This window comes from Streptomyces nigrescens (genome assembly GCF_027626975.1).
Classification (GTDB): Bacteria; Actinomycetota; Actinomycetes; order Streptomycetales; family Streptomycetaceae; genus Streptomyces; species Streptomyces nigrescens.
In genome coordinates this window covers 989281-1010674 of record NZ_CP114203.1, presented here as the reverse complement: position 1 = coordinate 1010674, position 21394 = coordinate 989281, and the positions used below count along the sequence as shown (strand labels likewise).

The 21394-nt window shown below is 72.2% G+C and carries 21 protein-coding genes; 10 read left to right on the top strand and 11 right to left on the bottom strand.

What is annotated here, in order from left to right; genetic code table 11:
• Window positions 1–73 precede the first annotated feature (73 nt).
• A complete protein-coding gene (locus STRNI_RS04705) occupies window positions 74–1342 on the bottom strand; it encodes a glycoside hydrolase family 18 protein (protein ID WP_277410607.1) in 1269 nt (422 codons plus the stop codon).
• A gap of 409 nt (window positions 1343–1751) precedes the next feature.
• Between STRNI_RS04705 and STRNI_RS04700 the strand changes: the two genes are divergently transcribed.
• Entirely contained in the window at window positions 1752–2924 is a 1173-nt protein-coding gene (locus STRNI_RS04700) for an acyl-CoA dehydrogenase family protein (protein WP_159484559.1), read from the top strand.
• A gap of 65 nt (window positions 2925–2989) precedes the next feature.
• On the opposite strand, the gene STRNI_RS04695 is transcribed toward STRNI_RS04700, so the two are convergent.
• Window positions 2990–3256 carry a hypothetical protein gene (locus STRNI_RS04695; RefSeq protein ID WP_277410606.1) on the bottom strand — a complete coding sequence of 89 codons (267 nt, stop codon included), beginning with the start codon at window positions 3254–3256 and terminating at the stop codon, window positions 2990–2992.
• Complete coding sequence (locus STRNI_RS04690) at window positions 3253–3468, bottom strand: hypothetical protein (RefSeq protein ID WP_277413195.1); 216 nt, start codon at window positions 3466–3468, stop codon at window positions 3253–3255. The genes STRNI_RS04695 and STRNI_RS04690 overlap by 4 nt, the downstream gene beginning before the upstream one ends.
• Window positions 3469–4066: 598 nt before the next feature.
• On the opposite strand from STRNI_RS04690, the gene STRNI_RS04685 reads away from it, so the two are divergent.
• Both STRNI_RS04685 and STRNI_RS04680 read left to right on the top strand, forming a co-directional pair.
• Entirely contained in the window at window positions 4067–5200 is a 1134-nt protein-coding gene (locus STRNI_RS04685; RefSeq protein ID WP_274739708.1) for an Rv3169 family protein, read from the top strand.
• Window positions 5197–6342, top strand: coding sequence for a phosphotransferase family protein (locus STRNI_RS04680; protein WP_274739709.1), 1146 nt, complete (start codon window positions 5197–5199; stop codon window positions 6340–6342). Before STRNI_RS04685 ends, STRNI_RS04680 begins: the two co-directional genes overlap by 4 nt.
• A gap of 48 nt (window positions 6343–6390) precedes the next feature.
• Here STRNI_RS04680 and STRNI_RS04675 read toward each other — a convergent pair whose 3' ends face one another.
• Window positions 6391–6816 (bottom strand): hypothetical protein, encoded by a 426-nt coding sequence (locus tag STRNI_RS04675; protein WP_266450764.1) that lies wholly within the window; start codon window positions 6814–6816, stop codon window positions 6391–6393.
• A gap of 209 nt (window positions 6817–7025) precedes the next feature.
• Here STRNI_RS04675 and STRNI_RS04670 point away from each other — a divergent pair, with 209 nt between their 5' ends.
• The 5 genes from STRNI_RS04670 to fxsA all read left to right on the top strand — a co-directional run bounded on the left by STRNI_RS04670 (window position 7026) and on the right by fxsA (window position 12833).
• A complete protein-coding gene (locus STRNI_RS04670; protein WP_026170119.1) occupies window positions 7026–7466 on the top strand; it encodes an Lrp/AsnC family transcriptional regulator in 441 nt (146 codons plus the stop codon).
• A 56-nt stretch (window positions 7467–7522) separates the two neighbouring features.
• A complete protein-coding gene (locus STRNI_RS04665) occupies window positions 7523–9187 on the top strand; it encodes an amidohydrolase (protein WP_266450769.1) in 1665 nt (554 codons plus the stop codon).
• A 533-nt stretch (window positions 9188–9720) separates the two neighbouring features.
• Window positions 9721–11394: an apolipoprotein N-acyltransferase gene (gene lnt / locus STRNI_RS04660; RefSeq protein WP_093639505.1), complete on the top strand. Its 1674-nt coding sequence runs from the start codon at window positions 9721–9723 to the stop codon at window positions 11392–11394.
• Window positions 11391–12146, top strand: a complete 756-nt coding sequence (locus STRNI_RS04655; RefSeq protein WP_018092427.1) for a polyprenol monophosphomannose synthase — start codon at window positions 11391–11393, stop codon at window positions 12144–12146. Before lnt ends, STRNI_RS04655 begins: the two co-directional genes overlap by 4 nt.
• Before the next feature lie 87 nt (window positions 12147–12233).
• Entirely contained in the window at window positions 12234–12833 is a 600-nt protein-coding gene (gene fxsA / locus STRNI_RS04650) for an FxsA family membrane protein (RefSeq protein ID WP_277410605.1), read from the top strand.
• Between the two features lie 106 nt (window positions 12834–12939).
• Here the strand turns inward: fxsA and STRNI_RS04645 are convergent, their stop codons facing one another.
• From STRNI_RS04645 to yczE, 3 genes are all read right to left on the bottom strand, one after another.
• Window positions 12940–13317, bottom strand: a complete 378-nt coding sequence (locus STRNI_RS04645) for an RNA polymerase-binding protein RbpA (protein ID WP_026170122.1) — start codon at window positions 13315–13317, stop codon at window positions 12940–12942.
• Between the two features lie 453 nt (window positions 13318–13770).
• Window positions 13771–14571, bottom strand: a complete 801-nt coding sequence (locus STRNI_RS04640) for a glycerophosphodiester phosphodiesterase family protein (protein WP_187413151.1) — start codon at window positions 14569–14571, stop codon at window positions 13771–13773.
• Complete coding sequence (gene yczE, locus STRNI_RS04635; protein WP_277410604.1) at window positions 14568–15245, bottom strand: membrane protein YczE; 678 nt, start codon at window positions 15243–15245, stop codon at window positions 14568–14570. Before yczE ends, STRNI_RS04640 begins: the two co-directional genes overlap by 4 nt.
• A 107-nt stretch (window positions 15246–15352) precedes the next feature.
• Here yczE and STRNI_RS04630 point away from each other — a divergent pair, with 107 nt between their 5' ends.
• Window positions 15353–16858 (top strand): SCO1417 family PLP biosynthesis transcription factor, encoded by a 1506-nt coding sequence (locus STRNI_RS04630; RefSeq protein WP_018092432.1) that lies wholly within the window; start codon window positions 15353–15355, stop codon window positions 16856–16858.
• Window positions 16859–16936: 78 nt separating this feature from the next.
• Here the strand turns inward: STRNI_RS04630 and STRNI_RS04625 are convergent, their stop codons facing one another.
• Together STRNI_RS04625 and STRNI_RS04620 are read right to left on the bottom strand one after the other, a co-directional pair.
• Window positions 16937–18784, bottom strand: a complete 1848-nt coding sequence (locus tag STRNI_RS04625) for an ATP-binding protein (protein ID WP_277410603.1) — start codon at window positions 18782–18784, stop codon at window positions 16937–16939.
• Window positions 18785–18938: 154 nt separating this feature from the next.
• On the bottom strand, window positions 18939–19133 hold the full coding sequence (locus tag STRNI_RS04620; RefSeq protein ID WP_018092434.1) for a hypothetical protein: 195 nt from the start codon (window positions 19131–19133) through the stop codon (window positions 18939–18941).
• A gap of 196 nt (window positions 19134–19329) precedes the next feature.
• On the opposite strand from STRNI_RS04620, the gene STRNI_RS04615 reads away from it, so the two are divergent.
• Window positions 19330–19758 (top strand): YchJ family protein, encoded by a 429-nt coding sequence (locus STRNI_RS04615; RefSeq protein WP_018092435.1) that lies wholly within the window; start codon window positions 19330–19332, stop codon window positions 19756–19758.
• Between the two features lie 61 nt (window positions 19759–19819).
• Here STRNI_RS04615 and STRNI_RS04610 read toward each other — a convergent pair whose 3' ends face one another.
• Window positions 19820–20194, bottom strand: coding sequence for an RNA-binding S4 domain-containing protein (locus STRNI_RS04610; protein ID WP_018092436.1), 375 nt, complete (start codon window positions 20192–20194; stop codon window positions 19820–19822).
• A gap of 46 nt (window positions 20195–20240) precedes the next feature.
• Window positions 20241–21371, bottom strand: a complete 1131-nt coding sequence (gene ku, locus STRNI_RS04605) for a non-homologous end joining protein Ku (RefSeq protein ID WP_277410602.1) — start codon at window positions 21369–21371, stop codon at window positions 20241–20243.
• Window positions 21372–21394 lie beyond the last annotated feature (23 nt).

Genomic DNA, 21394 nt, shown 5'->3' with positions numbered 1-21394 from the left:
ACGCGGTGCCACAGGACGGAGAACGGGCGGGAGGCCGCTGCCTCCCGCCCGCCCGGCTCTGAGCCCGCTGCCGCTACTTGATCGCCTTGATCAGCTCACCGTTGGTGGTGTCGCCGCTCAGCTCCCAGAAGAACGTGCCGCCCAGCCCCTGTGCGTTCTTGAAGGCCATCTTCGTGCCGATGGTCTCGGGGGTGTCATAGCTCCACCACTGGTCGCCGCACTTGGCGTAGGCGGTGCCGCCCACCTTGCCGGTGGCCGGGCAACGGCTCTTGAGCACCTTGTAGTCGTCGATCCCGGCCTCGTACTTGCCCGGTGCCGCGCCGGTCGCCGTACCGCCCGGTGCGTCCTGGGTGACGCCCGACCAGCCGCGGCCGTAGAAGCCGATGCCCAGCAGCAGTTTGCTCGCCGGGACGCCGAGACCCTTGAGCTTGGCGAGGGTGTCGGTGCTGTTGAAGCCGGCCTTCGGGATGCCGCTGTACGACGTCAGCGGGGAGTGCGGGGCCGTCGGGCCCTTGGCGTCCCAGGCGCCGAAGTAGTCGTAGGTCATCGGGTTGTACCAGTCGACGTACTGGGCCGCGCCCGCGTAGTCGGCAGCGTCGATCTTGCCGCCGGCCGAGGCGTCCGCGGTGATCGCCGCGGTCACCAGATTGCTCTGGCCGAACTTCGACCGCAGCGCCTTCAGCACGTTGGTGAAGGCGTCCCTGCCGCTGGTGTCGCAGGTCAGACCGCAGGCGTTGGGGTACTCCCAGTCGATGTCGATTCCGTCGAAGACATCCGCCCAGCGCTTGTCCTCGACCAGGTCGTAGCAGGACTGCGCGAAGGCGGCCGGGTTCTTGGCGGCCTCGCCGAAGCCGCCCGACCAGGTCCAGCCGCCGAACGACCAGATCACCTTGAGGTTCGGATGCAGCTTCTTGAGCTTTCTGAGCTGGTTGAAGTTGCCGCGCAGCGCGCCGTTGTCCCAGGTGTCCGCCGTGCCGTCGACGCTCTGGTCGGCGGTGTACGCCTTGTCGTAGTCGGCGTAGGAGTCGCCGATGGCACACTTGCCGCCCTGGACGTTGCCGAAGGCGTAGTTGATGTGCGTCAGCTTGGCCGCCGAGCCCGACGTCTCGATGTTCTTGACGTGGTAATTGCGGTCGTAGACACCCCAGTTGGTGAAGTATCCGACGACCTTGCCGCCCGCGGCGGCGGCTGCCGGGGCCGCGGCGCGCGGTGCGGTGGGGGCGTTCGCGGGGCCGGCGGAGGCCGGTCCGGCGAGCAGGGTGCCGGCCAGCGCCGCCGTACACAGCGCGGTGACGGCGGCGAGCACTCTGCGCGGTGAGCGCATCCGGTGCGGTCTGAGCATGTCGTCTCCTCGGAGGGGGGTGGGGGTGCCCGCACACTCCCGGACGGCCCGTTCTCCGGGCGGATGACGGGGGCGCCGCGGACACCCCCTGGGGGGAGATCCTGACCTGCGTTCCGAATTGGCATGAACGCGTTGAACGTTGAAGGAGAAGGTAGAAGGACTAGACCAGTGAGTCAATGGTTCGGACCAATTTCCCGGCCGGTCGGTACGCGCGGGCCGGATCTCCGCAGCCCGTGATGATCAACCCGTGACGCGGAGCCTCCGATCGGGCATACTCCTAGCGCCACAGTCGCAGGTCATCGCCTTCCGAGACCCGGAACGCGATCATCGGCCTGGCACTACGGAAACCGGCGCCGCCGCCCACCCCGCGCGTGTCGCCGCAGCGCCCGACAGGGAGGAGAGCGCCGCCATGACCGAGTACGGCCCCCGGCCGGTGGACCGCAGGCTGCCCACCGAAGAAGCCCGTGACCTGTTGACGCTCGTACGCGAGCTCGCCGAGCGCGAGATCCGGCCAACGGCCGCCGAGGAGGAGGACGCCGGGCACTTCCCGCGCGCGACCTTCACCCTGCTGTCGGAAGCCGGACTGCTGTCGCTGCCCTATGACGAGGAATTCGGCGGTGGCGGCCAGCCGTACGAGGTGTACCTCCAGGTCCTGGAGGAGCTCGCCGCCGCCCGGCTCACCGTCGGCCTCGGCGTCAGCGTGCACACCCTCGCCTGTCATGCGCTCGCCGGATACGGCAGCAAGGAGCAGCGCGCCGAACACCTTCCGGACATGCTCGGCGGCGGACTGCTGGGTGCGTACTGCCTCTCCGAGCCCTCCTCGGGCTCCGACGCCGCCTCCCTGACCACCCGGGCCACCCGGGAGGGCGACGTCTGGACGCTGGAGGGCACCAAGGCCTGGACCACCCACGGTGGCGTGGCCGATTTCTATACCGTGCTGGCCCGCACCGGCGGCAGCGGCGCCCATGGCATCACCGCCTTCCTGGTGCCCGGCGACGCCGAGGGGCTGAGTGCCGCGGCGCCCGAGCGCAAGATGGGCATGAAGGGCTCCCCGACCGCCCAGCTGCACTTCGACGCCGTCCGCATCCCCGACTCGCGCCGCCTCGGGGACGAGGGGCAGGGCTTCGCCATCGCCCTGTCCGCGCTGGACTCCGGGCGCCTGGGCATCGCGGCCTGTGCCATCGGCGTGGCCCAGGCGGCGCTGGACGAGGCGCTCGCGTACACCGCCGAACGACAGCAATTCGGCCGCCCCATCGCCGACTTCCAGGGCCTGCGCTTCATGCTCGCCGACATGGCGACCCAGATCGAGGCGGGCCGCGCGCTCTACCTCACCGCCGCCCGGCTGCGCGACGCCGGTCTGCCGTTCTCCAAGGAAGCGGCGATGGCCAAGCTGTTCTGCACCGACACCGCGATGCGGGTGACCACCGACGCCGTCCAGCTCCTCGGCGGCTACGGCTACACCCTCGACTTCCCGGCCGAACGCTTCATGCGCGAGGCCAAGGTCCTGCAGATCGTCGAGGGCACCAACCAGATCCAGCGGATGGTCATCGCCCGCCATCTCGCGGGCCCCGAGCAGCGCTGAGCGCGTCGGGGTGGGCGGCACGTCCCCGCCCACCCCGCGGCTTCCCGCCCGGCCGGGGCCCGGTGTCAGCCCACCAGCCCCTTGAGCCCCGTCGCCGTCCCGATCGCGACCACCAGCCCGCCGGAGGTACGGGCCTGTGCCCGCACCACGGCGGACGCGACGGCGGACGACGGCTCCAGGAGCAGGCCCGCCGCCGGCCTCCGGTGTCCGGCCATGATCGCCTCGTCGTCCACCGCGACCGCCGTGCCTCTGCCGCGCCACAGCGCGTCGAGCCCCTGCCGGCACGGCCGCTCCTCGCCGAGGGAGAAGGCCACCGTCGGCCCGCCCGTCACCCGCGTACGCTCTCCGCGCGGTCCGGGTGGCGCAGCGCGGCGGTGAACGGTGCCGCGGCGGCCGTTTCCGCGGCCACCAGCCGGGGCTCCCGGCCGATCGGCCCGGCGGCCGCCAACTCCCGGAAGCCGCGGCCGATTCCGGCCAGCAGATCCGCCCGGCTGGTGGGCACCACCACCGTGTCGAGCTGCCACCCGGAGAAGTCCCGCGCCAGCTCGTAGGCGACCGACTTGTACCCCTCGTTGGCATGGGGGTCCCCCTGCTCGAACGGGGTTGAGAGCTCGGGGGAGGATTCCCGCCCGGCGAGGGGGAGGAGTAGCTGGTCAGCGGGTACCGGCCGGGCTGCTCGACCGCCCGCGCCATCGCCGCGTTCGCCCCTGCTCGGTCCGGGCCGTTCCGCAGCCGGACGACCGGGGTGTTGCCCTCACCCAGCGTGTCCGGCGGACCGGACACCGGAAGGGCCGCCGGCAGCCCCACGGACCGCCGGGATAGCTGCTGAGGTCCACGCCGGCCAGATCCGCGAGCGGCGGCATCGCAATGGCGCCGATGCTCTCCGCGGCGCAGGTCCGGCAGCCGTCGAGACCCTCCGCGGGGCGGGCGCAGCGCAGACAGCGCAGAGATCGTGAGGTCACCGTGGCTCCAGGGATCAGTGGCGCGTCGACCAGGTGACGGTAATAGGCAAAGTGCGCTGCTGCCCCCCACTTCCCATTCCGGGTCTGGCCGTCCGTTCAGAGCTGACGTACCGTCAACTCCCGTTCGCGGGCGTCGTGTCCGAGGTGACGCCCTGCCGTCCGCGCGCCCAGGAGGAGACCGTGCCCGACCGCCCGATCGCGCTCGACGAGTACCCGATCCACCAGGTCCCGCTGTCCCTGCGGTATGTCGCCACCGGCGACCGCAACGCCTACGACCGGTGCATCTTCCATGTCATGGACCACTCCGGCCGCGCCCTGCTGATCGCCGGCCTCGGTGTCTACCCCAACACCGGCGTCATCGACGCCTATGCCACCCTCCGCCTCGGCGAACGGCTGTATGCCGTACGGGCCTCCGACGCGCTCACCGACGACCGCCTCGCGCTCACCGTCGGCCCGCTCACCATCACCGTCGAGGAGCCGCTCGCCCGTCTGCGGCTGACCTGCGCCGCGGACCCCGCCGACCCGGACGGCCTGGCCTACGACCTGACCTGGCACGCGGCGTTTCCCGCCACCTGGGAGCCGCACCACACCCAGTACCGCGGCGACCGGCTGATGCTGGAAGGCCGGCGGTTCGTCCAGGCGGGCACCTGCACCGGCAGCATCCGCGTCGCCGGCCAGGAGCTCGCCGTCACGGCGGGGGAGTGGACCGGCACCCGCGACCGCAGCTGGGGCGTCCGCCCGATACCCGGTGAGGACGGCGGACGGGCCGCGGAGGAGCTGCGGCCCGAGGGCTTCCACTGGGTCTGGTGCCCGGTGCGCTTCGACGACCGCTTTGTGATGGTCATCGTCCAGGAGGACGCCGACGGCCATCGCACCCTCAACGAGGCCCTCGTGGTCCACGACGACGCCCGCGAGGTCCAACTCGGCTGGCCGCACACGGACATCGGCTACCGCCCCGGCACCCGCCACCCCGAACGCGCCGTCATCCACCTCACCGGCCCCGGCCGCGAGCCCCTGGAACTCACCGCGGAGATCCTCACCTCCTCGCCCCTCGCCCTCGGGGCCGGCTACCCTCCCGCCGACGACTGGCAGCACGGCACCTGGCGGGGCCGCGGCTGGACCGACCGCCGCAGTTACGACCTCACCGACCCGGCGGCACATCCGCTCGCCGCATACGGGGTCACCGACCACGCCGCCCGCTTCACCCTCGAAGGCCGCACCGGCTACGGCATCTTCGAGCACGGAAGCTTCGGCCGGCACGACCCCAGCGGCTTCACCGGGTATGACTCCGTCGCGCGGGAGGCCGGCCGATGACACCGCATCCGCCGCCCGCCGCGGGCCCCGACGGAAACCACCCCGGGGGAGCGCCCGCAGGGCGGCGCCCCCGCACCACCACCCGCGACCCCGAAGCCCTCACCCGCCGGCTCACCGCCTGGCTCGGCACCCGGCTGCCCGGCGCCCGCGCCGTCGCCGCGACCGTCCCGGACTCCAACGGCATGTCCAGCGAGACGCTGCTCTTCGACATCGAACACCCCGAACCGCCGGTGCCGTCCTGCGCACTACGCCTCGCCGCCGACCCCGCCGCGTACACCGTCTTCCCGCGCTACGACATGGCCCGGCAGTACCGCACCATGCGCCTGGTCGCCGACCACACCGACCTCCCGGTGCCCCGCACCCTCTGGCTGGAGGAGGACCCGGCACACCTCGGCGCGCCGTTCTTCGTCATGGCCCGCGCCGACGGCCGCGTCCCACCGGACGTCATGCCCTATACGTACGAGGGGAATTGGCTGCACGACGCCACCGACGCCCAGCGCGACCACCTGGAAGCCGCCAGCGTCTCGGTCCTCGCCCGGCTGCACGGCCAAGTCCCGCCCGCCGCGGCCGACTTCCTGGCCACTCCCGGCACCGGTGGCGCGCTGCACCGTCATGTCGAGGCCCAACGTGCCTACTACTCCTGGGTCATTGACGGCCGTCCGCGCTCCCCGCTCATCGAGCGTGGCTTCGCCCGGCTGGCCGACCGCTGGCCGTCGGACCCCGGCGAGACCGTTCTGACCTGGGGTGACGCCCGGATCGGCAATATCGTCTACGACGGGTTCGAACCTGCCGCCGTCCTCGACTGGGAGATGGCCGCCCTCGGCCCCCGCGAACTCGACCTGGGCTGGATGGTCTTTCTCCACCGCTTCTTCCAGGACCTCACCGAGTCCGGCGGCAAACCGGGACTGCCCGACTTCCTGAGCCGCGACCGCGTCGAGAGCCGCTATGCCGCGCTCACCGGGCACCCGCCCCGCGACATGGACTTCCACACCCTCTACGCGGCCCTGCGGCACGCCATCGTGATGCTGCGAGTGGCCTACCGCCAGGTCCACTTCGGCGAGATACCGGTCCCGGCCGACGCCGATGCGCTGATCCTCCACCGGGACGCGCTGGAGGCGATGATCGAGGGCCGCTACTGGTGAGCGCGGCCCCCCGGAAGGCTCTGCGGGCCGGAAAGGCCCTACGGGCTCTCAGACGCCCGGACGCATCCTCGGCACCCGGACCGGCTGGGTGCCGGGTCCGCCGATGTGCGAGAACGGCTGACGGCGCCAGTCCAGGCTCTCCGGAAGCGTCAGCAGCACCGCGGCGTCCTGCTCCTGGGCGTCCAGTGTGTCCTCGGTCTCCGGTGCCTCGGCCGCCGCCCGGCCGGAGCCCTGGCACACCGTCAGCCCGAACGGGTTCCACGGCGAGGCGCACAGGGCGTGCTCCGGGAGCGTGTCCTCGTCCGCCAGCAGCGCGATCGGCTGCAGGCAGTCGGGGCAGGTCACTCGGTAGATCTCATAGGTGTCGAAAGAGTCGTACGCACCGTCGTCGCCGGAGAGGCCGGAACTGTCGCCCTCCTGGGCGTCGATGTTCGCGGCAGCGGAGTCCTGCTCAAGGCGTCGCATGATGTCCATCCCCCTCGGGTGGGCCAGTCGTACCGCTGACTTCCTGTGACGGGCGGTCCCGGCCACCAGCAGCAATTCCCTTCATGCCGCACGCATAATCGCCGGCACCCCACCGACACCGGATCACGCGTGTGGCATTGGTCACATGGCCCGGCGCAAGGGGGTCCACGATCCGGCGCGCGGTGCGCATACGCGCCCGCGCACAGTAGGTTGAGAGCGTGGAGGAGTTGGACCGACAAATCGTGGATCTGCTCGTCAAGGACGGGCGGATGAGCTACACCGACCTGGGCAAGGCCACCGGCCTGTCCACCTCGGCGGTGCACCAGCGGGTGCGCCGTCTGGAGCAGCGCGGTGTCATCCGGGGCTATGCCGCCATCGTGGACCCCGAAGCGGTGGGCCTGCCGCTCACCGCCTTCATCTCGGTCAAACCCTTCGACCCCAGCGCACCGGACGACATCGCCGACCGCCTGGCCGAGGTCCCCGAGCTGGAGGCCTGCCACAGCGTCGCGGGCGACGAGAACTACATCCTCAAGGTCCGGGTCGCCACCCCCTTGGAGCTGGAGCATCTGCTCACCCGCATAAGAACCCTCGCCGGTGTCTCGACCCGCACCACGGTCGTGCTCTCCACCCCCTACGAGGCCCGTCCGCCACGCATCTGACCGGTGATCGCCCCCCGCGCGCGGCCCGTCCGCGCACAGGGGTCAAACTGTCCGGTATGAGCGAGCGCACCCCCGATCCGGTCCGACAGCACCCCTCCGGCCCGGCCCGTCCCCGTACGGTCCTGCTGCGCGGCGGTGAGGTGCACAGCCCCGCGGACCCCTTCGCCACCGCCATGGTCGTCGAGGGCGACCGCATCGCCTGGGTCGGGGAGGAGGGCGCGGCCGACTCCTTCGCCGAAGGTGTGGACGAGGTCGTCCCGCTGGACGGTGCGCTCGTCACCCCGGCGTTCACGGACGCACATGTGCACACCACCGCGACGGGGCTCGCGCTCACCGGACTCGATCTGTCCGGTGCGGCCACCCTGTCCGATGCCCTCGCCCGGATCCGAGGCTATGCGGCCGCGCGGGAGGCGGACCGGATTCTGCTCGGACACGGCTGGGACGCCAGCGCCTGGCCGGAGGGCCGCCCGCCGTCCCGCGCGGAACTGGACGCGGCCACCGGCGGCCGCCCGCTCTACCTCACCCGCGTGGATGTGCACTCCGCGGTCGTGACGACGGCGCTGCTCGATCTGGTCCCCGGGGTGCGCGAGCTGGCCGGGTTCCGGGCGGACGCGCCGCTGACCGGTGACGCCCACCATGCGGTGCGCCAGGCCGCGTACGCCACCGTCACCCCCGCCCAGCGCGCCGAGGCCCAGTCCGCCGCGCTCGCCCGCGCCGCCTCGCTCGGCATCGGCAGCGTCCACGAGTGCGCGGGCCCGGACATCTCCGGTGAGGACGACTTCACGGCGCTGCTCGCGCTGGCCCGGGAGGGGAACGGCCCGCGCGTCGTCGGCTACTGGGCCGAACTGGTCGCGTCCGCAAAGGACGCGCAGCGGATCCGCGAACTCGGGGCCATCGGCGCCGCGGGCGATCTCTTCGTCGACGGCTCGCTCGGATCGCACACCGCCCATCTGCACGCCCCCTACGTGGACGCCGGCCACACCGGCACCGCGCACCTCGACGCCGAGGCCGTCGCCGCCCATGTCGCCGCCTGCACCGAGGCCGGACTCCAGGCCGGCTTCCACGCCATCGGCGACGCGGCCCTGACCGGCGTCGTCGACGGGGTACGGGCCGCCGCCGAGCGCCTCGGCCTCGCCCGTATCCGGGCCGCCCGCCACCGCGTCGAGCATGCCGAGATGCTCACCGACCACACCATCGCCGGCTTCGCCGACCTGGCCCTGACCGCCTCCGTCCAGCCCGCCTTCGACGCGGCGTGGGGCGGCGAGGACGGCATGTACGCCGCCCGTCTCGGCGTCGACCGGGCCCGCACCCTCAACCCGTACGCCGCGCTGCTCAAGGCCGGGGTCCCGCTCGCCCTCGGCTCCGACAGCCCGGTCACCCCGCTCGACCCCTGGGGCACCGTGCGGGCCGCCGTCTTCCACCGCACCCGCGCCCACGGCATCTCGGCCCGCGCCGCGTTCACCGCCCACACCCGCGGCGGCTGGCGCGCCATCGGCCGGGACGACGCGGGCGTCCTGGTGCCTGGCGCCCCCGCCGATTACGCGGTCTGGCGCACCGGCGAGCTGCTCGTCCAGGCGCCCGACGAGAGGGTGGAGCGCTGGTCCACCGACCCCCGCTCCGGCACCCCCGGCCTGCCCGATCTCACCCCCGGCAACGACCTCCCGGTATGCCTGCGTACGGTCGTCGGCGGGCGAACGGTCTTCGGGCCGCCGAACGAGTGACATCACGCGGGCACGTGCCGGCGCGGACCGTGCTTGCTGCTCCTTGGCCCACCTGCGGGCGCTCGCGGCTGACCTGGGGCGACGCGAAAACGACGCAGGCGGAGCACCTGTTGACAGCAGGCGGTCGGCGGCCGGTAGGTTCGGCCGAGTCCACCACAGGACGTCCGACCGGTAGATCTCCGCGCAGTCGTCGAACGCAGCTGGGCCATGGGGCGGTGCGCCACTGGGGCACACCGCCACTGGGAGCCAGGTCCAGGACCCGCGGCACGGGGCGACGGAAGGTTTCGGCTGGTCGGCGGGTGCGACCCGGGTGGGGCCCGGACGCTCAGTAGACAACGGCTTTCGGTCGACCCGCAGCCAGCGGGTCCCAGGTCGGCCCGAAGGGCGCCGGGCCCCTATCCGCACCGCACATGATCCCGCGCGCATCCTCCCCGCGCTGCCTCTTTACCTTTTGTGCACCCCGCATCCGCAATCCCGGCCTCCCGATGTACGGTCAGCTCACTACCGCTCGACCTGCAGGAAGGCTCGTGACCGTGCCATCGGGCTCCGACACCACCGAAGAAGCCGTCAGCGGCACCACGCCCGACGGCCCGGTGCCACCCGCCGGGACGGCCTCCGCCGCCGCGCCCGCCCGCCCCGGACGCGCCCGGCGTCTGGCCGCACTGGCCCGCCGTGAGGCGCCGCGCAGCGGCCTCGCGGTCGTCGCCGGCCTCGCGCTCGGACTCGCCTTCCCGCCGTACGACCTGTGGCCGCTGTCCCTGGTGTCCGTCGCCGCGCTGTCGCTGCTGACCCGTGGCCGGACCGCCCGCCAGGGAGCCTGGACGGGCTTCGTGTTCGGGCTGCCGTTCTTCCTGATCCTGCTGAAGTGGCTGCATGTCGTCGGCTGGGACGCGGTGGTGGGCCTCTCGATCGCCGAGGCGTTCTTCCTGGCGCTGCTGGGCGCTGCGCTCGCCGTCACCTCCCGGCTGCCGGCCTGGCCGGTGTGGACGGCCTGTCTGTGGGTCGCCGAGGAGTGGGCCCGCGACCGGCTGCCGCTCGGCGGCTTCCCGTGGGGCCGGCTGGCGTTCGCGAACACCGGATCGCCGCTCACCCCGCTCGCCGCGCTCGGCGGCGCCCCGTTGGTGACCTTCGCCGTCGCGCTGGCCGGGGCGCTGCTCGCCGCTTGCGCCGCCACCCTCTGGGGGCTGCGCAAGAACGGGTCGCTGCGCCGGGCCGTCCCGGCGCTGGAGACGTTCGGGCTCGCCGCCGCGGTCACCCTGGCCGGCGCGCTGGTGCCCGTTCCCACGAAGGCCGACGACACCGTCGACATCGCTGTCGTCCAGGGCAACGTCCAGTCACCCGGCATGGACTTCCTGGGCCGCCCCATGATGATCACCGACAACCACGCCACCGCCACCGAGAAGCTCGCCGCGGACGTCAAGGCCGGCCGGGCCAAGAAGCCGGACCTGGTGATCTGGCCGGAGAACTCCTCCGACCTCGATCCGTACAAGTACCGGGAGGCGTACGACCGGATCGACGAGGCCGTGAAGGCCATCAACGTGCCCGTCCTCGTCGGTGCCCTGGTCGACCACCCCACCAAGAAGGGCTATGTCTTCAACGAGGGCATCGTCTGGGATCCGAAGAAGGGGCCGGGAGCCTCCTACACCAAGCAGCACCCGGTGCCGTTCGGCGAGTACGTGCCGTTCCGGGAGCAGCTCAGCAAGATCATCACGCGCTTCGAGCGGGTGCCCCGCAACTTCTACCCCGGTGACCACACCGGCGTGCTCAAGGTCGGCCCCGCCCGGCTCGGCGACGTCATCTGCTTCGAGGTCGCCTACGACGAGATCGTCCACGACACCGTCGACGCCGGTGCCCGCGCCCTGGTCATCCAGACCAACAACGCCACCTACGGCCGCACCGGCCAGCCCGAGCAGCAGCTGGCGATGTCGAAGCTGCGCGCCGTCGAACACGGCCGCGCCGTGGTCACCGCCGCCACCAGCGGAATCAGCGCGGTGGTCGCCCCCGACGGCACGGTCACCCACCGGATCCCCGAGTTCACGCAGGGCGTGGTCTCCGCGCGGATTCCGCTGCGGGACGAAACGACGCTCGCCGACCGCGTCGGTGCCGCTCCTGAGTGGGCGCTCGCTATCGTGGGCCTTCTGTCCTGCGCCGCCGCGGCAGTCATCGGCCGGCGTGGGCGTACGAAGGACGAGAAGGGGCAGCAGTGACAGACGGTCAGCGGCAGTACGGTCCGCTCGGCACCACGTTGGTGATCATTCCGACGTACAACGAGGCGGAGAACATCAAGCCGATCGTCTCGCGGGTGCGGTCCGCCGTCCCGGAGGCACATGTCCTGGTCGCGGACGACAACAGTCCTGACGGCACCGGCAAGCTGGCCGACGAACTGGCCGCCGACGACGAGCAGGTCCATGTCCTGCACCGCAAGGGCAAGGAAGGCCTCGGCGCCGCCTATCTCGCCGGCTTCCGGTGGGGCATCGACAACGGCTACGGCGTGCTGGTCGAGATGGACGCCGACGGCTCGCACCAGCCCGAGGAACTGCCCCGGCTGCTCACCGCCCTCAAGGGCGCCGATCTCGTCCTCGGATCACGTTGGGTGCCCGGCGGCCGTACCGTCAACTGGCCCAAGTACCGCCAGCTCATCTCCCGCGGCGGCAGCACCTACTCCCGGCTGGCGCTGGATCTGCCGCTGCGCGACCTCACCGGCGGCTACCGGGCCTTTCGCGCGGAGGCCCTTAAGGGGCTGGGCCTGGACGACGTCGCCTCCCAGGGCTACTGCTTCCAGGTCGACCTCGCCCGCCGCGCCGTGCAGGCCGGCTATCACGTCGTCGAGGTCCCGATCACCTTCGTCGAGCGCGAGTACGGCGACAGCAAGATGAGCCGGGACATCGTCGTGGAGGCGCTGTGGCGCGTCACGGCCTGGGGTGTCGGCTCACGGGTGGACAAGATCCGCGGCCGCTGACCCCGGCCCGGGGGCCCGGTGGCCGGGAGTTGATCAATCCGGCGACCCTTGGGAAAGGCGGCCCGACGGGCCAGGCACACTTGAGGCATGTCGTTCGGAGCCACGCCATCGCCGAGTCCCCGCCCGCCCCAGCGCTCGCGCGCCCGTAGGTTCGTGCCCTTGGGCATCGCCGCCTGGATGGTGCTGGAGATCTGGCTGCTGACCGTCGTGGCCGGTGCCACCAACGGTCTGACGGTCCTGCTTCTGCTGGTCGGCGGAGTGATCGTCGGCGGTTATGTGACCAAGCGGGCCGGCCGTCGCGCCTGGCGGAACCTCACCGAGAGCCTTCAGACCGCCGGCGGCCCGGCGGCGCCCGGCAACTCCCCGTCCGGCAACGGAAGATCCGGCAACGGGACGTCGGGCAGCGGCAATACGCTCCCGATGGCCGGCGGGCTGCTGCTGATGCTGCCGGGGCTGGTGTCCGACGCACTGGGGCTGCTCTGCCTCTTCCCGCCGACCGGAAAGCTGATCCAGCGCCGCGCCGAGAAGCTGCTGTCCAGGCGGTCGGGCTACGCCCCGGGCTCGTTCGGTGACGCGTTCCAGCAGGCCCGGATGCACCGGCCGGACGGCAAGGTCGTCCAGGGCGAGGTCATCCGCGACGACGAGCCCCCGTCCCCGCGCCGCCAGGATCCGCCGCTCACCGGCTGAGCGCGCCCGGCGGCCGGGTGGAGGGGCCGCGGATGCGGCAAGGGCCGGGGCCACTGCGCAATGCAGTGGCCCCGGCCCTTGCGTGCTGCTTGTCGCAGGTCCGTTGTCAGGCGGACTTGCGGTTGCTGTCGCGCGGATGCACGGCAATGTTCATGGTGCCGGAGCGCAGGACGGCCAGCCGTTCGGCCAGCACCTCCTCGAGCTCCTCGCGGGTGCGCCGCTCCATGAGCATGTCCCAGTGCGTACGCGCGGGCTTACCCTTCTTCTCCTCGGGGCCGTCGCCATCCACCAGAAGAGAGGGTGCACCGCATACCTTGCACTCCCACTCCGGCGGAATCTCGGCCTCAACCGAGAACGGCATCTCGAATCGATGTCCGTTCTGGCATGCGTACTCCACCGCCTGGCGCGGGGCCAGGTCGATGCCGCGGTCGGTCTCGTAGCTGGTCACCACGAGTCGCGTGCCGCGGAGAGCTCGCTCACTCATGAATCGTGCCTCCCGGGCTTGTCGCCCACAGGACAGGTGTCGCTGTCGTCGTCATCCGGTCAACGTCCGGTCGGCGGTGAAGATTCCCGAATTCGGGACATGAGCCCACCCGTCGCCCACCACCGCCCTTGACGGAGGCGCTGTGCGCCGCTGCCTTCCTTCGTGCCGCCCCTTGTTGTACCCACCGGCGCCCGGTTTGTCACATCTGGCAGCAGATGTCACCCAGCGCCTTCCATGCTTGAGCGCGCAGTAACGGTCCGCCTGGTGAGCCAAAGGCGTACACTACCGCCCCGCGCCCCCGGAGACTAAATCCGGTCAGGTCCAGGATTTCCGGCCGCCGCGATCGCCCGCCCCGCCGGACCCTCGCCGGCGGGACGAAACCGACCGCACAGAACGCCACCAGGGACACGATCCCCGTTCACAGCGGCGGACGGCCGACGGTCCACAGGCAGCTCAGACCCAGCACCCCCGCTCGGTCAGCACCGCCCGCAGCGTCTCGATGTCGTCGGTCATGATGCCGTCCACGCCGAGATCCAAGAGGGCGGTCATCCGCTCCGCGTCATTGACCGTCCAGACATGGACCTGCATGCCCAGCGCATGCGCGGCGCGCAGGAACAGCGGATCGACGACCGGGAGGCCGGACTGCCGCTCGGGGACCTGGACGCAGACCGCGCTGCGCCGCACCGCCGCACCCAGCAGCCGGTCGAGCGGCAGCACTCCGCGGCCGTACGAACGCAGCCGCAGCCCGGCCACGCCACGGGTGCCGAGCGAGCTGGCCATCCGCCGGCCGGCCAGCCGCTGGGCCCGCGCCACCCGGGCCTCCGAGAACGAACCGACGCACACCCGGTCCCAGGCGCGTGTGCGGCGCAGCAGGTCCAGCAGGGGCGGCAGTGCGGCGTCGGCCTTGAGGTCGACGTTCCAGCGCGCCTCGGGGAACTCCTCCAGCAGCTCCTCGAACAGCGGCAGCGGCTCCCGGCCGCCGACCCGGGCCCGGCGCACCGCCCGCCAGGGGAGCTGCCCGATCGCGCCGCGGGTGTCGGTGACGCGGTCGAGCGTCGCGTCGTGGAAGGCGACGAGCTGCCCGTCCGATGTGGCGTGCACATCGGTCTCCAGATAGCGGTAGCCGAGGCCGACGGCTCGGCGGAAGGCGGCGGCGGTGTTCTCCAGGCCCTCCGCGTCCCCGCCCCGGTGGGCGAAGGGGAGCGGCCCGGGGTGGTCGAGATAGGCGTGGCGGATGCGTATCGCTGAGGTCACTCCGGCAGTATTGCGCGCTCAGGTGAAGCCCCTCCGCGGGCCACCACCGGGGACGGTTTCGCGGGGGCGTCCTTGATCGCGAAGCGGCGGAGGAAGAACTGCGCCAGGGGGCCGATGGCCAGCGCATAGACCACCGTGCCGACGCCGACGGACCCGCCCAGCGCAAAGCCCGCCGCGAGCACCGTCACCTCGATGCAGGTCCGCACCAGCCGCACCGGGCGCCCGGTCCGCCGGTGCAGCCCGGTCATCAGCCCGTCGCGTGGCCCCGGACCGAAATCGGCGGCTATGTACAGACCGGTCGCGGCGCCGTTCAGGAGGACGGCGCCCGCGAGCAGCGGAATACGGGCGCCCAGCGAGTCCAGCTCCGGCATCCAGGCCAGGGTCGCGTCCATCACCAGCCCGAGGACCACCACATTGGACACCGTGCCCAGGCCGGGGCGCTGGCGCAGCGGGATCCACAGCAGCAGGATCAGCGCACCGGACACGATGGTGACCGTGCCGATCGACTGCCCCGTATGGCGGGATATGCCCTGGTTGAGCACGCTCCATGGCTCCAGCCCCAGCTCGGCCCGCAGCATCAGCCCCATACTGACGCCGTAGAGCGTCAGCCCCGTGTAGAGCTGAACCAGCCGGCGCACCGGCAGACGCCTCCGTGGGCCGGATTCACTGGTCATGGACACGACTATTCCCCCTCCTGGCAGGATTGGACCGATGCGTGACACCATGTGGCGTGTCCGGGCTCGGGAAGTAGAGCCAATTCGGGGAAGGTGGACTGATCTTCATGGCTCAGTGGACTTCAGCGGTCGGTGCGCCCCAACTCGCCCGGCTGCTCCGGTCGCAGGACCCGCGGGACGCTCAACTCGCGGTCGGCGGCCGCCGGTTGCCCGCCTATCGCAGCCTCGCCGACGGTGTGCGCCTCCTCGTGCTGGAAGGCCGGATACCCGTCGCCGCCCGCCTGCCGGCCGAGCGCGAACTGGCCGCGGCCTTCGGCGTCAGCCGCACCACCGTCGCCGCCGCCTACGAAGCGCTGCGCGCCGAAGGATTCCTGGAGTCCCGGCGCGGCTCGGGCAGTTGGACCGCCGTCCCGGCCGGCAATCCGCTTCCCACCCGCGGTCTGGAACCGCTGCCCCCGGAAGCCGCCGGCTCCATGATCGACCTCGGCTGCGCCGCCCTCCCGGCCCCCGAACCCTGGCTCACCCGCGCCGTCCAGGGTGCCATGGCCGACCTTCCGCTCTACTCCCACACCCACGGCGACTACCCGGCCGGCCTGCCCGTCCTGCGGCAGGCCCTCGCGGATCGCTACACCGCCCGCGGTATCCCCACCATGCCCGAACAGATCATGGTGACCACCGGCGCGATGGGTGCCGTCGCCGCGATCTGCCGGCTCTGTACCGGCCCCGGCGAGCGTGTGGCCGTCGATTCGCCCTCGTACGCCAACATCCTGCAGCTGATGCGGGACGCCGGTGCCCGGCTCGTACCGGTCGCCCTCGGGGACAAGCTGGCCGGCTGGGACATTCCCGCCTGGCGCCAGGTGATGCGCGATGCCGCCCCCCGTATGGCCTATGTCGTCGCCGACTTCCACAACCCCACCGGCACCCTCGCCACCGAGGACCAGCGCCGCCGCCTCGTCGACGCGGCCCGGTCGGCCGGCACCCTGCTCGTCGTCGACGAGACCATGACCGAGCTCCGGCTGGACGAGGACGCCGAACCGCCCCGCCCGGTCTGCGCGTTCGACCCGGCCGGCAGCGCGGTGATCACCGTTGGCTCGGCGAGCAAGGCATTCTGGGCCGGGATGCGGATCGGCTGGGTGCGCGCCGCCCCCGACATCATCCGCAGCCTGGTCGCCGCCCGCGCCTACTCCGACCTGGGCTCACCGGTCCTGGAACAGCTCGCCATCGCCTCGCTCCTGGAGAGCGGCGGCTGGGAGAAGGCCATCGGCATCCGCCGCGAGCAGGCCCGCGAGAATCGCGACGCGATCGTCGGGGCGCTGCACCGGCACCTTCCCGACTGGGAGTTCAGCGTGCCCCGCGGCGGGCTCACCCTCTGGGCACGGACGGGCGGACTCTCCGGCTCCCGGATCGCCGAGGCGGGGGAGCGGCTCGGGGTGCGGGTGCCCTCCGGTCCGCGATTCGGTGTCGACGGCGCCTTCGAGGGCTTCGTACGGCTGCCGTTCACGGTCAACGGGGCCGTCGCCGACGAGGCCGCGGTCCGGCTGGCCGGTGCCGCGCGACTGGTGGCGACGGGCGCGCCGGTGGAGGCGGAGCTGCGGCACACCTTCGTGGCCTGACCGGCCGTCAGGACGCGTTTCGCGGGCCGGGCGGAGCGGACATCGGGGACCGGTCGGCGTTCAGCGGGCGGATGCGCCTCATCCCTCCGCGCGAACGGCCTCCACCGACCCCTTGACCACCCGGGGTTCGCCGCCCTTGTTGGTCCGCACCCGCGCGCTCGCACCCACCGGTTCGGCGGCGGACCCGGTCTCCTCGGCATCCGGTGCCGCACCGGCCGCCGCGGGCCCGTCGTCAGGATCCGCCCCGGCGGCGCGCGCGGACGTGCTGACGTCCACCGGTTTGCCGATGTCCACCGACTTGCCCACGTCCACCGATGTGCCGCGGGGCACCGGCTTGCCGGCATCCAGCGGCTTGCCGCCGGTCACCGGCTCGGCGGGCTCGGCCCCGTCGGCCGGGACCGTACGCTCCGGCAGCAGTGCCGTGACGGCCTCCCGGTGCGCCTGCCCGGTGGCGTCGTCGAGCGGGTCGGGCGTGGCCGGCACCTGGAGCCGCAGTACGGGTGCGCTCCCCAGCCGCGCATAGCCGCGCCCCGGCGGCACCATCGCCGGCGGTGTGGTGTGCGGCGGCGCTCCGAGCACCGCCCGTACCTCTTCCGCCGTGGCGGGGCCGAGCACCACCCGCGCCTTGGTGTGCGCCCGTACCGGATCGCTCAGCAGCTCGGCGGTCTCGAACTGGTCGGCCACGACGACCGTGACATGAGCGGCCCGGCCGTGCCGCAGCGGCACCTGCAGCCACCGCTGCGGATCGTCCAGGCCCTCCGCGACCGCGATATGGGACAGCGCCGTCGGACGGTCCGCGATGATCCACAGCGGCCGCCGGGTGTCGTCCGGGGCCGCCCCGCCTTCCTGCCGCGCCCGGTTCCCCTCGATCAGCCGCCGCTCGGTCTCGTGCGACGCCCACTCCAGCCTCGCCAGCGCCCCCGCCAGCCCGCTCTCCACCCCCAGCACACCGCGGCGCCCGGCCAGACATCCGTACTCACCGGTCCCACTGCCGTCGATGACCAGCACATCGCCGTGCTGCAGCGCCTGCAGCGCGATCGAGCGCAGCAGCGTCGTGGCGCCGGTCCCCGGCTGCCCCAGGACGAGCAGATGCGGTTCGGTGGAGCGCTGTCCGGTACGCCAGACCACCGGCGGGGCGTCCCGGGTCTCCTCCTCGCCGGTGACCGGCAGGGTCCGCTGCACGGAGTCCGGGTCGGTGAACCCGAGCACCGTCTCGCCGGGCGAGGTGACGAAGCGCTGGGCGGCGATATCCGTCGGCAGCGCGTCCAGCACGGTCAGGGTGAGCTGATTGGCCAGCTCGTCCCAGGTGAAGTGGTACTCCCGGCCGCGGCCCGCCTTGGCGTACAGCACCTGCTCGATGCGGACCCGGGACCGGTCCTCACCGTCGGTGAAGTACGCCGGGTACTTCAGCTGCAGTCGCTCCAGCCGCCCGCTGTCGTCGAAGGCGTACTCGACGAAGGCCCGCTCCCAGTCACCGCCGTGCGCATACAGCGGGCTGGGGTCGCCCTCGGCGGAGAGGTAGGGGACCAGCGCCTCGTAGAGCGCCCGCAGCCGCTCGGTCTCGGCCTCGCTGGGGCCGGTCGCCACGGGCGTACGCTCCCGCCCCGCCCAGGCCCCCGCGCCCATGACCCCGATCAGGGCGAGCAGCGGCCCGTACGGCACCAGCCACACCACCAGCAGACACGCGCCCACGAAGAAGGCCAGCGGACCGCGCTGCTCCTTGGGCGTCCCGGCCCAGCGTCCCCGGCCGGCCGCGCCCAGCCGGCGCAGCCCCCGGCCGATGGTGATCAGCGGATGGAACACATCGGAGGCGCTGTCGGCGGCGCTGCGCGCGAATTCGCGGCTACGGGTGAGCGGGGCGCTGTGTGCCATACGGGCGAGCGGTGCGCTGTGGGTCAGGATGCGGGGCAGGGGGCGCCGGGCCACGTCTTCTCCTGTTGCTCGTGCGGTGGGCGAGGGGATCGGCCTGCGCTACGGGCCGGGGAGCGCGCCGCACACGGAGCCGCGCCCGGACGGGAGCCGGTGCGGCCCGTTCGGGCGGGACCCGTGGTGGTGCGCCGGAGCGGACTGCGGCCGGCCCCTAGATCTTGATCCCCCCGAGGAGGCTTGCCAGGCTCGCCCCGCCGGCCTTGATGCTGGGCGCGATGGCGGAGCTGGCGAGGTAGAACCCGAAGAGCGCGGAGACCAGAGCGTGGGACAACTTCAGGCCGTCTTTCCGGAAGAAGAGGAAGACGATGACACCGAGAAGGACGACGCCGGAAATGGACAGAATCATGGGGGGTTCTCTCCTGGGTGGTGGGGACGGACACCATGAGTTCTTCCAGCCTCACAGCACGTATCAAGCCACCAAAAGCTGCAAATGGGTGATTTGTCAGTGAAATTCCCCAAATGGGTGCAGCTCCAGGGCGTGCCGGGTCCGGGTGTGCTCGGCGTGTCGCGTCCCGCTCCCGCCGACCCGGCACAATCGTGGGGTGTCGAAGCAGAAGAACAAGTCCCGCCGCCCCGCCGCTGTCACCCCCGCCTCGCCGTGCCCCTGCGGACGCGCCGAGACCTACCGCGACTGCTGTGCCGCCTTCCATGAGGGGCGCGCCACGGCTCCGACCGCGGAGCGCCTGATGCGCTCGCGCTACAGCGCCTTCGCCGTCGGTGACACCGGATATCTGCTGCGCACCTGGCACCCGACGACCCGCCCGGCCGGCCTCGACCTCGAAGCGGCACAGCGGTGGACCGGCCTGGACATCCTCGGCACGACCGGCGGCAGTGCCTTCCACACCGAAGGAACCGTGGAATTCCGCGCCCACTACAGCCTGCACGGCCATGCGGACAGCCAGTACGAGCACAGCCGCTTCGTCCGCGAGGGCGGCCAGTGGCTCTACCTCGACGCGCTGCCGTCGGCATAGGACTCATCTGTCGCGGGCCCGCCCCGGGACCGGCCCCCGTGGTGCGTGGGGCCGGTCCGGTTCACAGTCCGCGCAGCTGGTCGATCTCGCGGCGATCGCGCTTGGTGGGGCGCCCGGTGCCGCGGTCGCGATGCCCGATCACCGGGATTTCCTCGCGCGGCGGGGCCGGCGGGCTGTTGTCGATGAAGCACTCCGCGGCGACGGCCGCGCCCACCCGCTTGCGCACCAGCCGTGAGACGACCACGATCCGCTCCCGGCCCGCATGCCGCAGCCGCACCTCGTCACCGTTGCGCACGCCATGGGCCGGCTTCACCCGCTCACCGTTGACCCGTACGTGCCCCGCGCGGCAGGCCGCCGCGGCCAGCGAACGGGTCTTGGTGAGCCGTACGGACCAGATCCAGCTGTCGATGCGGGTGGTCCCCTCGTCTGAAGCCATACCAAGACTCTAGAACGGACGCCCGCCGCCGAGGGGCCCGACGGCCCTACGCGGACGACCTCTTGCTCGTTTTCCTGGCCGCGGTCTTCTTGGCGGTGCTCTTCTTGGCAGTGCTCGTCTTGGCGGTGCTCTTCGACGCGGTCTTCTTGGAAGTGCCGGCGGCCGCGGTCTTCTTGGCCGTCGATGTGCCCTTCGCCCGACCGCCGGCGGTCTTCGGGGCGGCCGCCGTCTTCTTCGCGGGCGCCTTCTTCGCGGTGGCCGGGGCGGTCTTCTTCGCCGTTGCCTTCTTGCCGGCCGCACCGCTCTTCTTGGCGGCGCCCTGCTCCGCCTCGCCCTTCTTCGCCGCCTTCCGCCCCCGTATGGGCGTCACGGACGCCGGCTCCGCCTCCGTACCGGCCTCCCGGCCGCCCGGGGCCGCGCGCACACTCTTCTCCAGCGCCGCCGTGAGGTCGATGACCTGGGCGCCGGAGGTGCCCGACGCCGCGGGGGCGACCGGCTCGCCCTCCAGCTTGGCGGCGACCAGCTCCTCGACGGCCTCGCGGTAGTCGTCGTGGAGCTCCGCGGGATCCAGCTCGCCCAGGGAGTCCATCAGGGTCTCGGCCAGCGTCAGCTCGTTCTCGCGGAGCTCGACCTCGTCGGGGGCCACACCGGTGACGGGCCGGAGCTGATCGGGCCACAGCAGCGTATGCATCACGATCGCCCCGTTGTGCGCCCGCAGCATCGCCAGTGACTCCCGCCCCCGCATCGCCACCTTGCCGAGCGCGACCTTCCGGTGGTCCTCCAGGGCCTCCCGCAGCAGCGCGTACGGCTTGGTGGCGGCCGCCCCGTTGGGCCCCAGGTAGTAGGCCTTGTCCATCTGGAGCGGGTCGATCTGGTCGGGGTCGACGAACGACAGGATCGACAGCGTCTTGGCGGTCGGCATCGGCAGCCGGGACAGGTCCTCGTCGGTGATCGGCACGATGGCGTCGTCGCCCGGCGCCTGATAGCCCTTGCCGACTTCCTCGTTCGGGACTTCCTCGCCGTCCAGTTCACAGATCTTCCGGTACTGGATCTGTGCGCCGTCCTTCTCGTGGATGCGCACGAAAGACACCGACGAGGTGCGGTCGGTGGCGCTGTAGGTCTTCACGGGGATGGTGACCAGACCGAACGATATGGACCCATTCCATATAGAACGCATATTTCATCCCTTGTGTGGGATTC

Coding starts and splice junctions, on each gene's coding strand:
- STRNI_RS04705 (WP_277410607.1), bottom strand. CDS start 1,342: ATGCTCAGACCGCACCGGATGCGCTCACCGCGCAGAGTGCTCGCCGCC.
- STRNI_RS04700 (WP_159484559.1), top strand. CDS start 1,752: ATGACCGAGTACGGCCCCCGGCCGGTGGACCGCAGGCTGCCCACCGAA.
- STRNI_RS04680 (WP_274739709.1), top strand. CDS start 5,197: ATGACACCGCATCCGCCGCCCGCCGCGGGCCCCGACGGAAACCACCCC.
- STRNI_RS04675 (WP_266450764.1), bottom strand. CDS start 6,816: ATGGACATCATGCGACGCCTTGAGCAGGACTCCGCTGCCGCGAACATC.
- STRNI_RS04665 (WP_266450769.1), top strand. CDS start 7,523: ATGAGCGAGCGCACCCCCGATCCGGTCCGACAGCACCCCTCCGGCCCG.
- fxsA (WP_277410605.1), top strand. CDS start 12,234: ATGTCGTTCGGAGCCACGCCATCGCCGAGTCCCCGCCCGCCCCAGCGC.
- STRNI_RS04645 (WP_026170122.1), bottom strand. CDS start 13,317: ATGAGTGAGCGAGCTCTCCGCGGCACGCGACTCGTGGTGACCAGCTAC.
- yczE (WP_277410604.1), bottom strand. CDS start 15,245: ATGACCAGTGAATCCGGCCCACGGAGGCGTCTGCCGGTGCGCCGGCTG.
- STRNI_RS04630 (WP_018092432.1), top strand. CDS start 15,353: ATGGCTCAGTGGACTTCAGCGGTCGGTGCGCCCCAACTCGCCCGGCTG.
- STRNI_RS04620 (WP_018092434.1), bottom strand. CDS start 19,133: ATGATTCTGTCCATTTCCGGCGTCGTCCTTCTCGGTGTCATCGTCTTC.
- STRNI_RS04610 (WP_018092436.1), bottom strand. CDS start 20,194: ATGGCTTCAGACGAGGGGACCACCCGCATCGACAGCTGGATCTGGTCC.
- ku (WP_277410602.1), bottom strand. CDS start 21,371: ATGCGTTCTATATGGAATGGGTCCATATCGTTCGGTCTGGTCACCATC.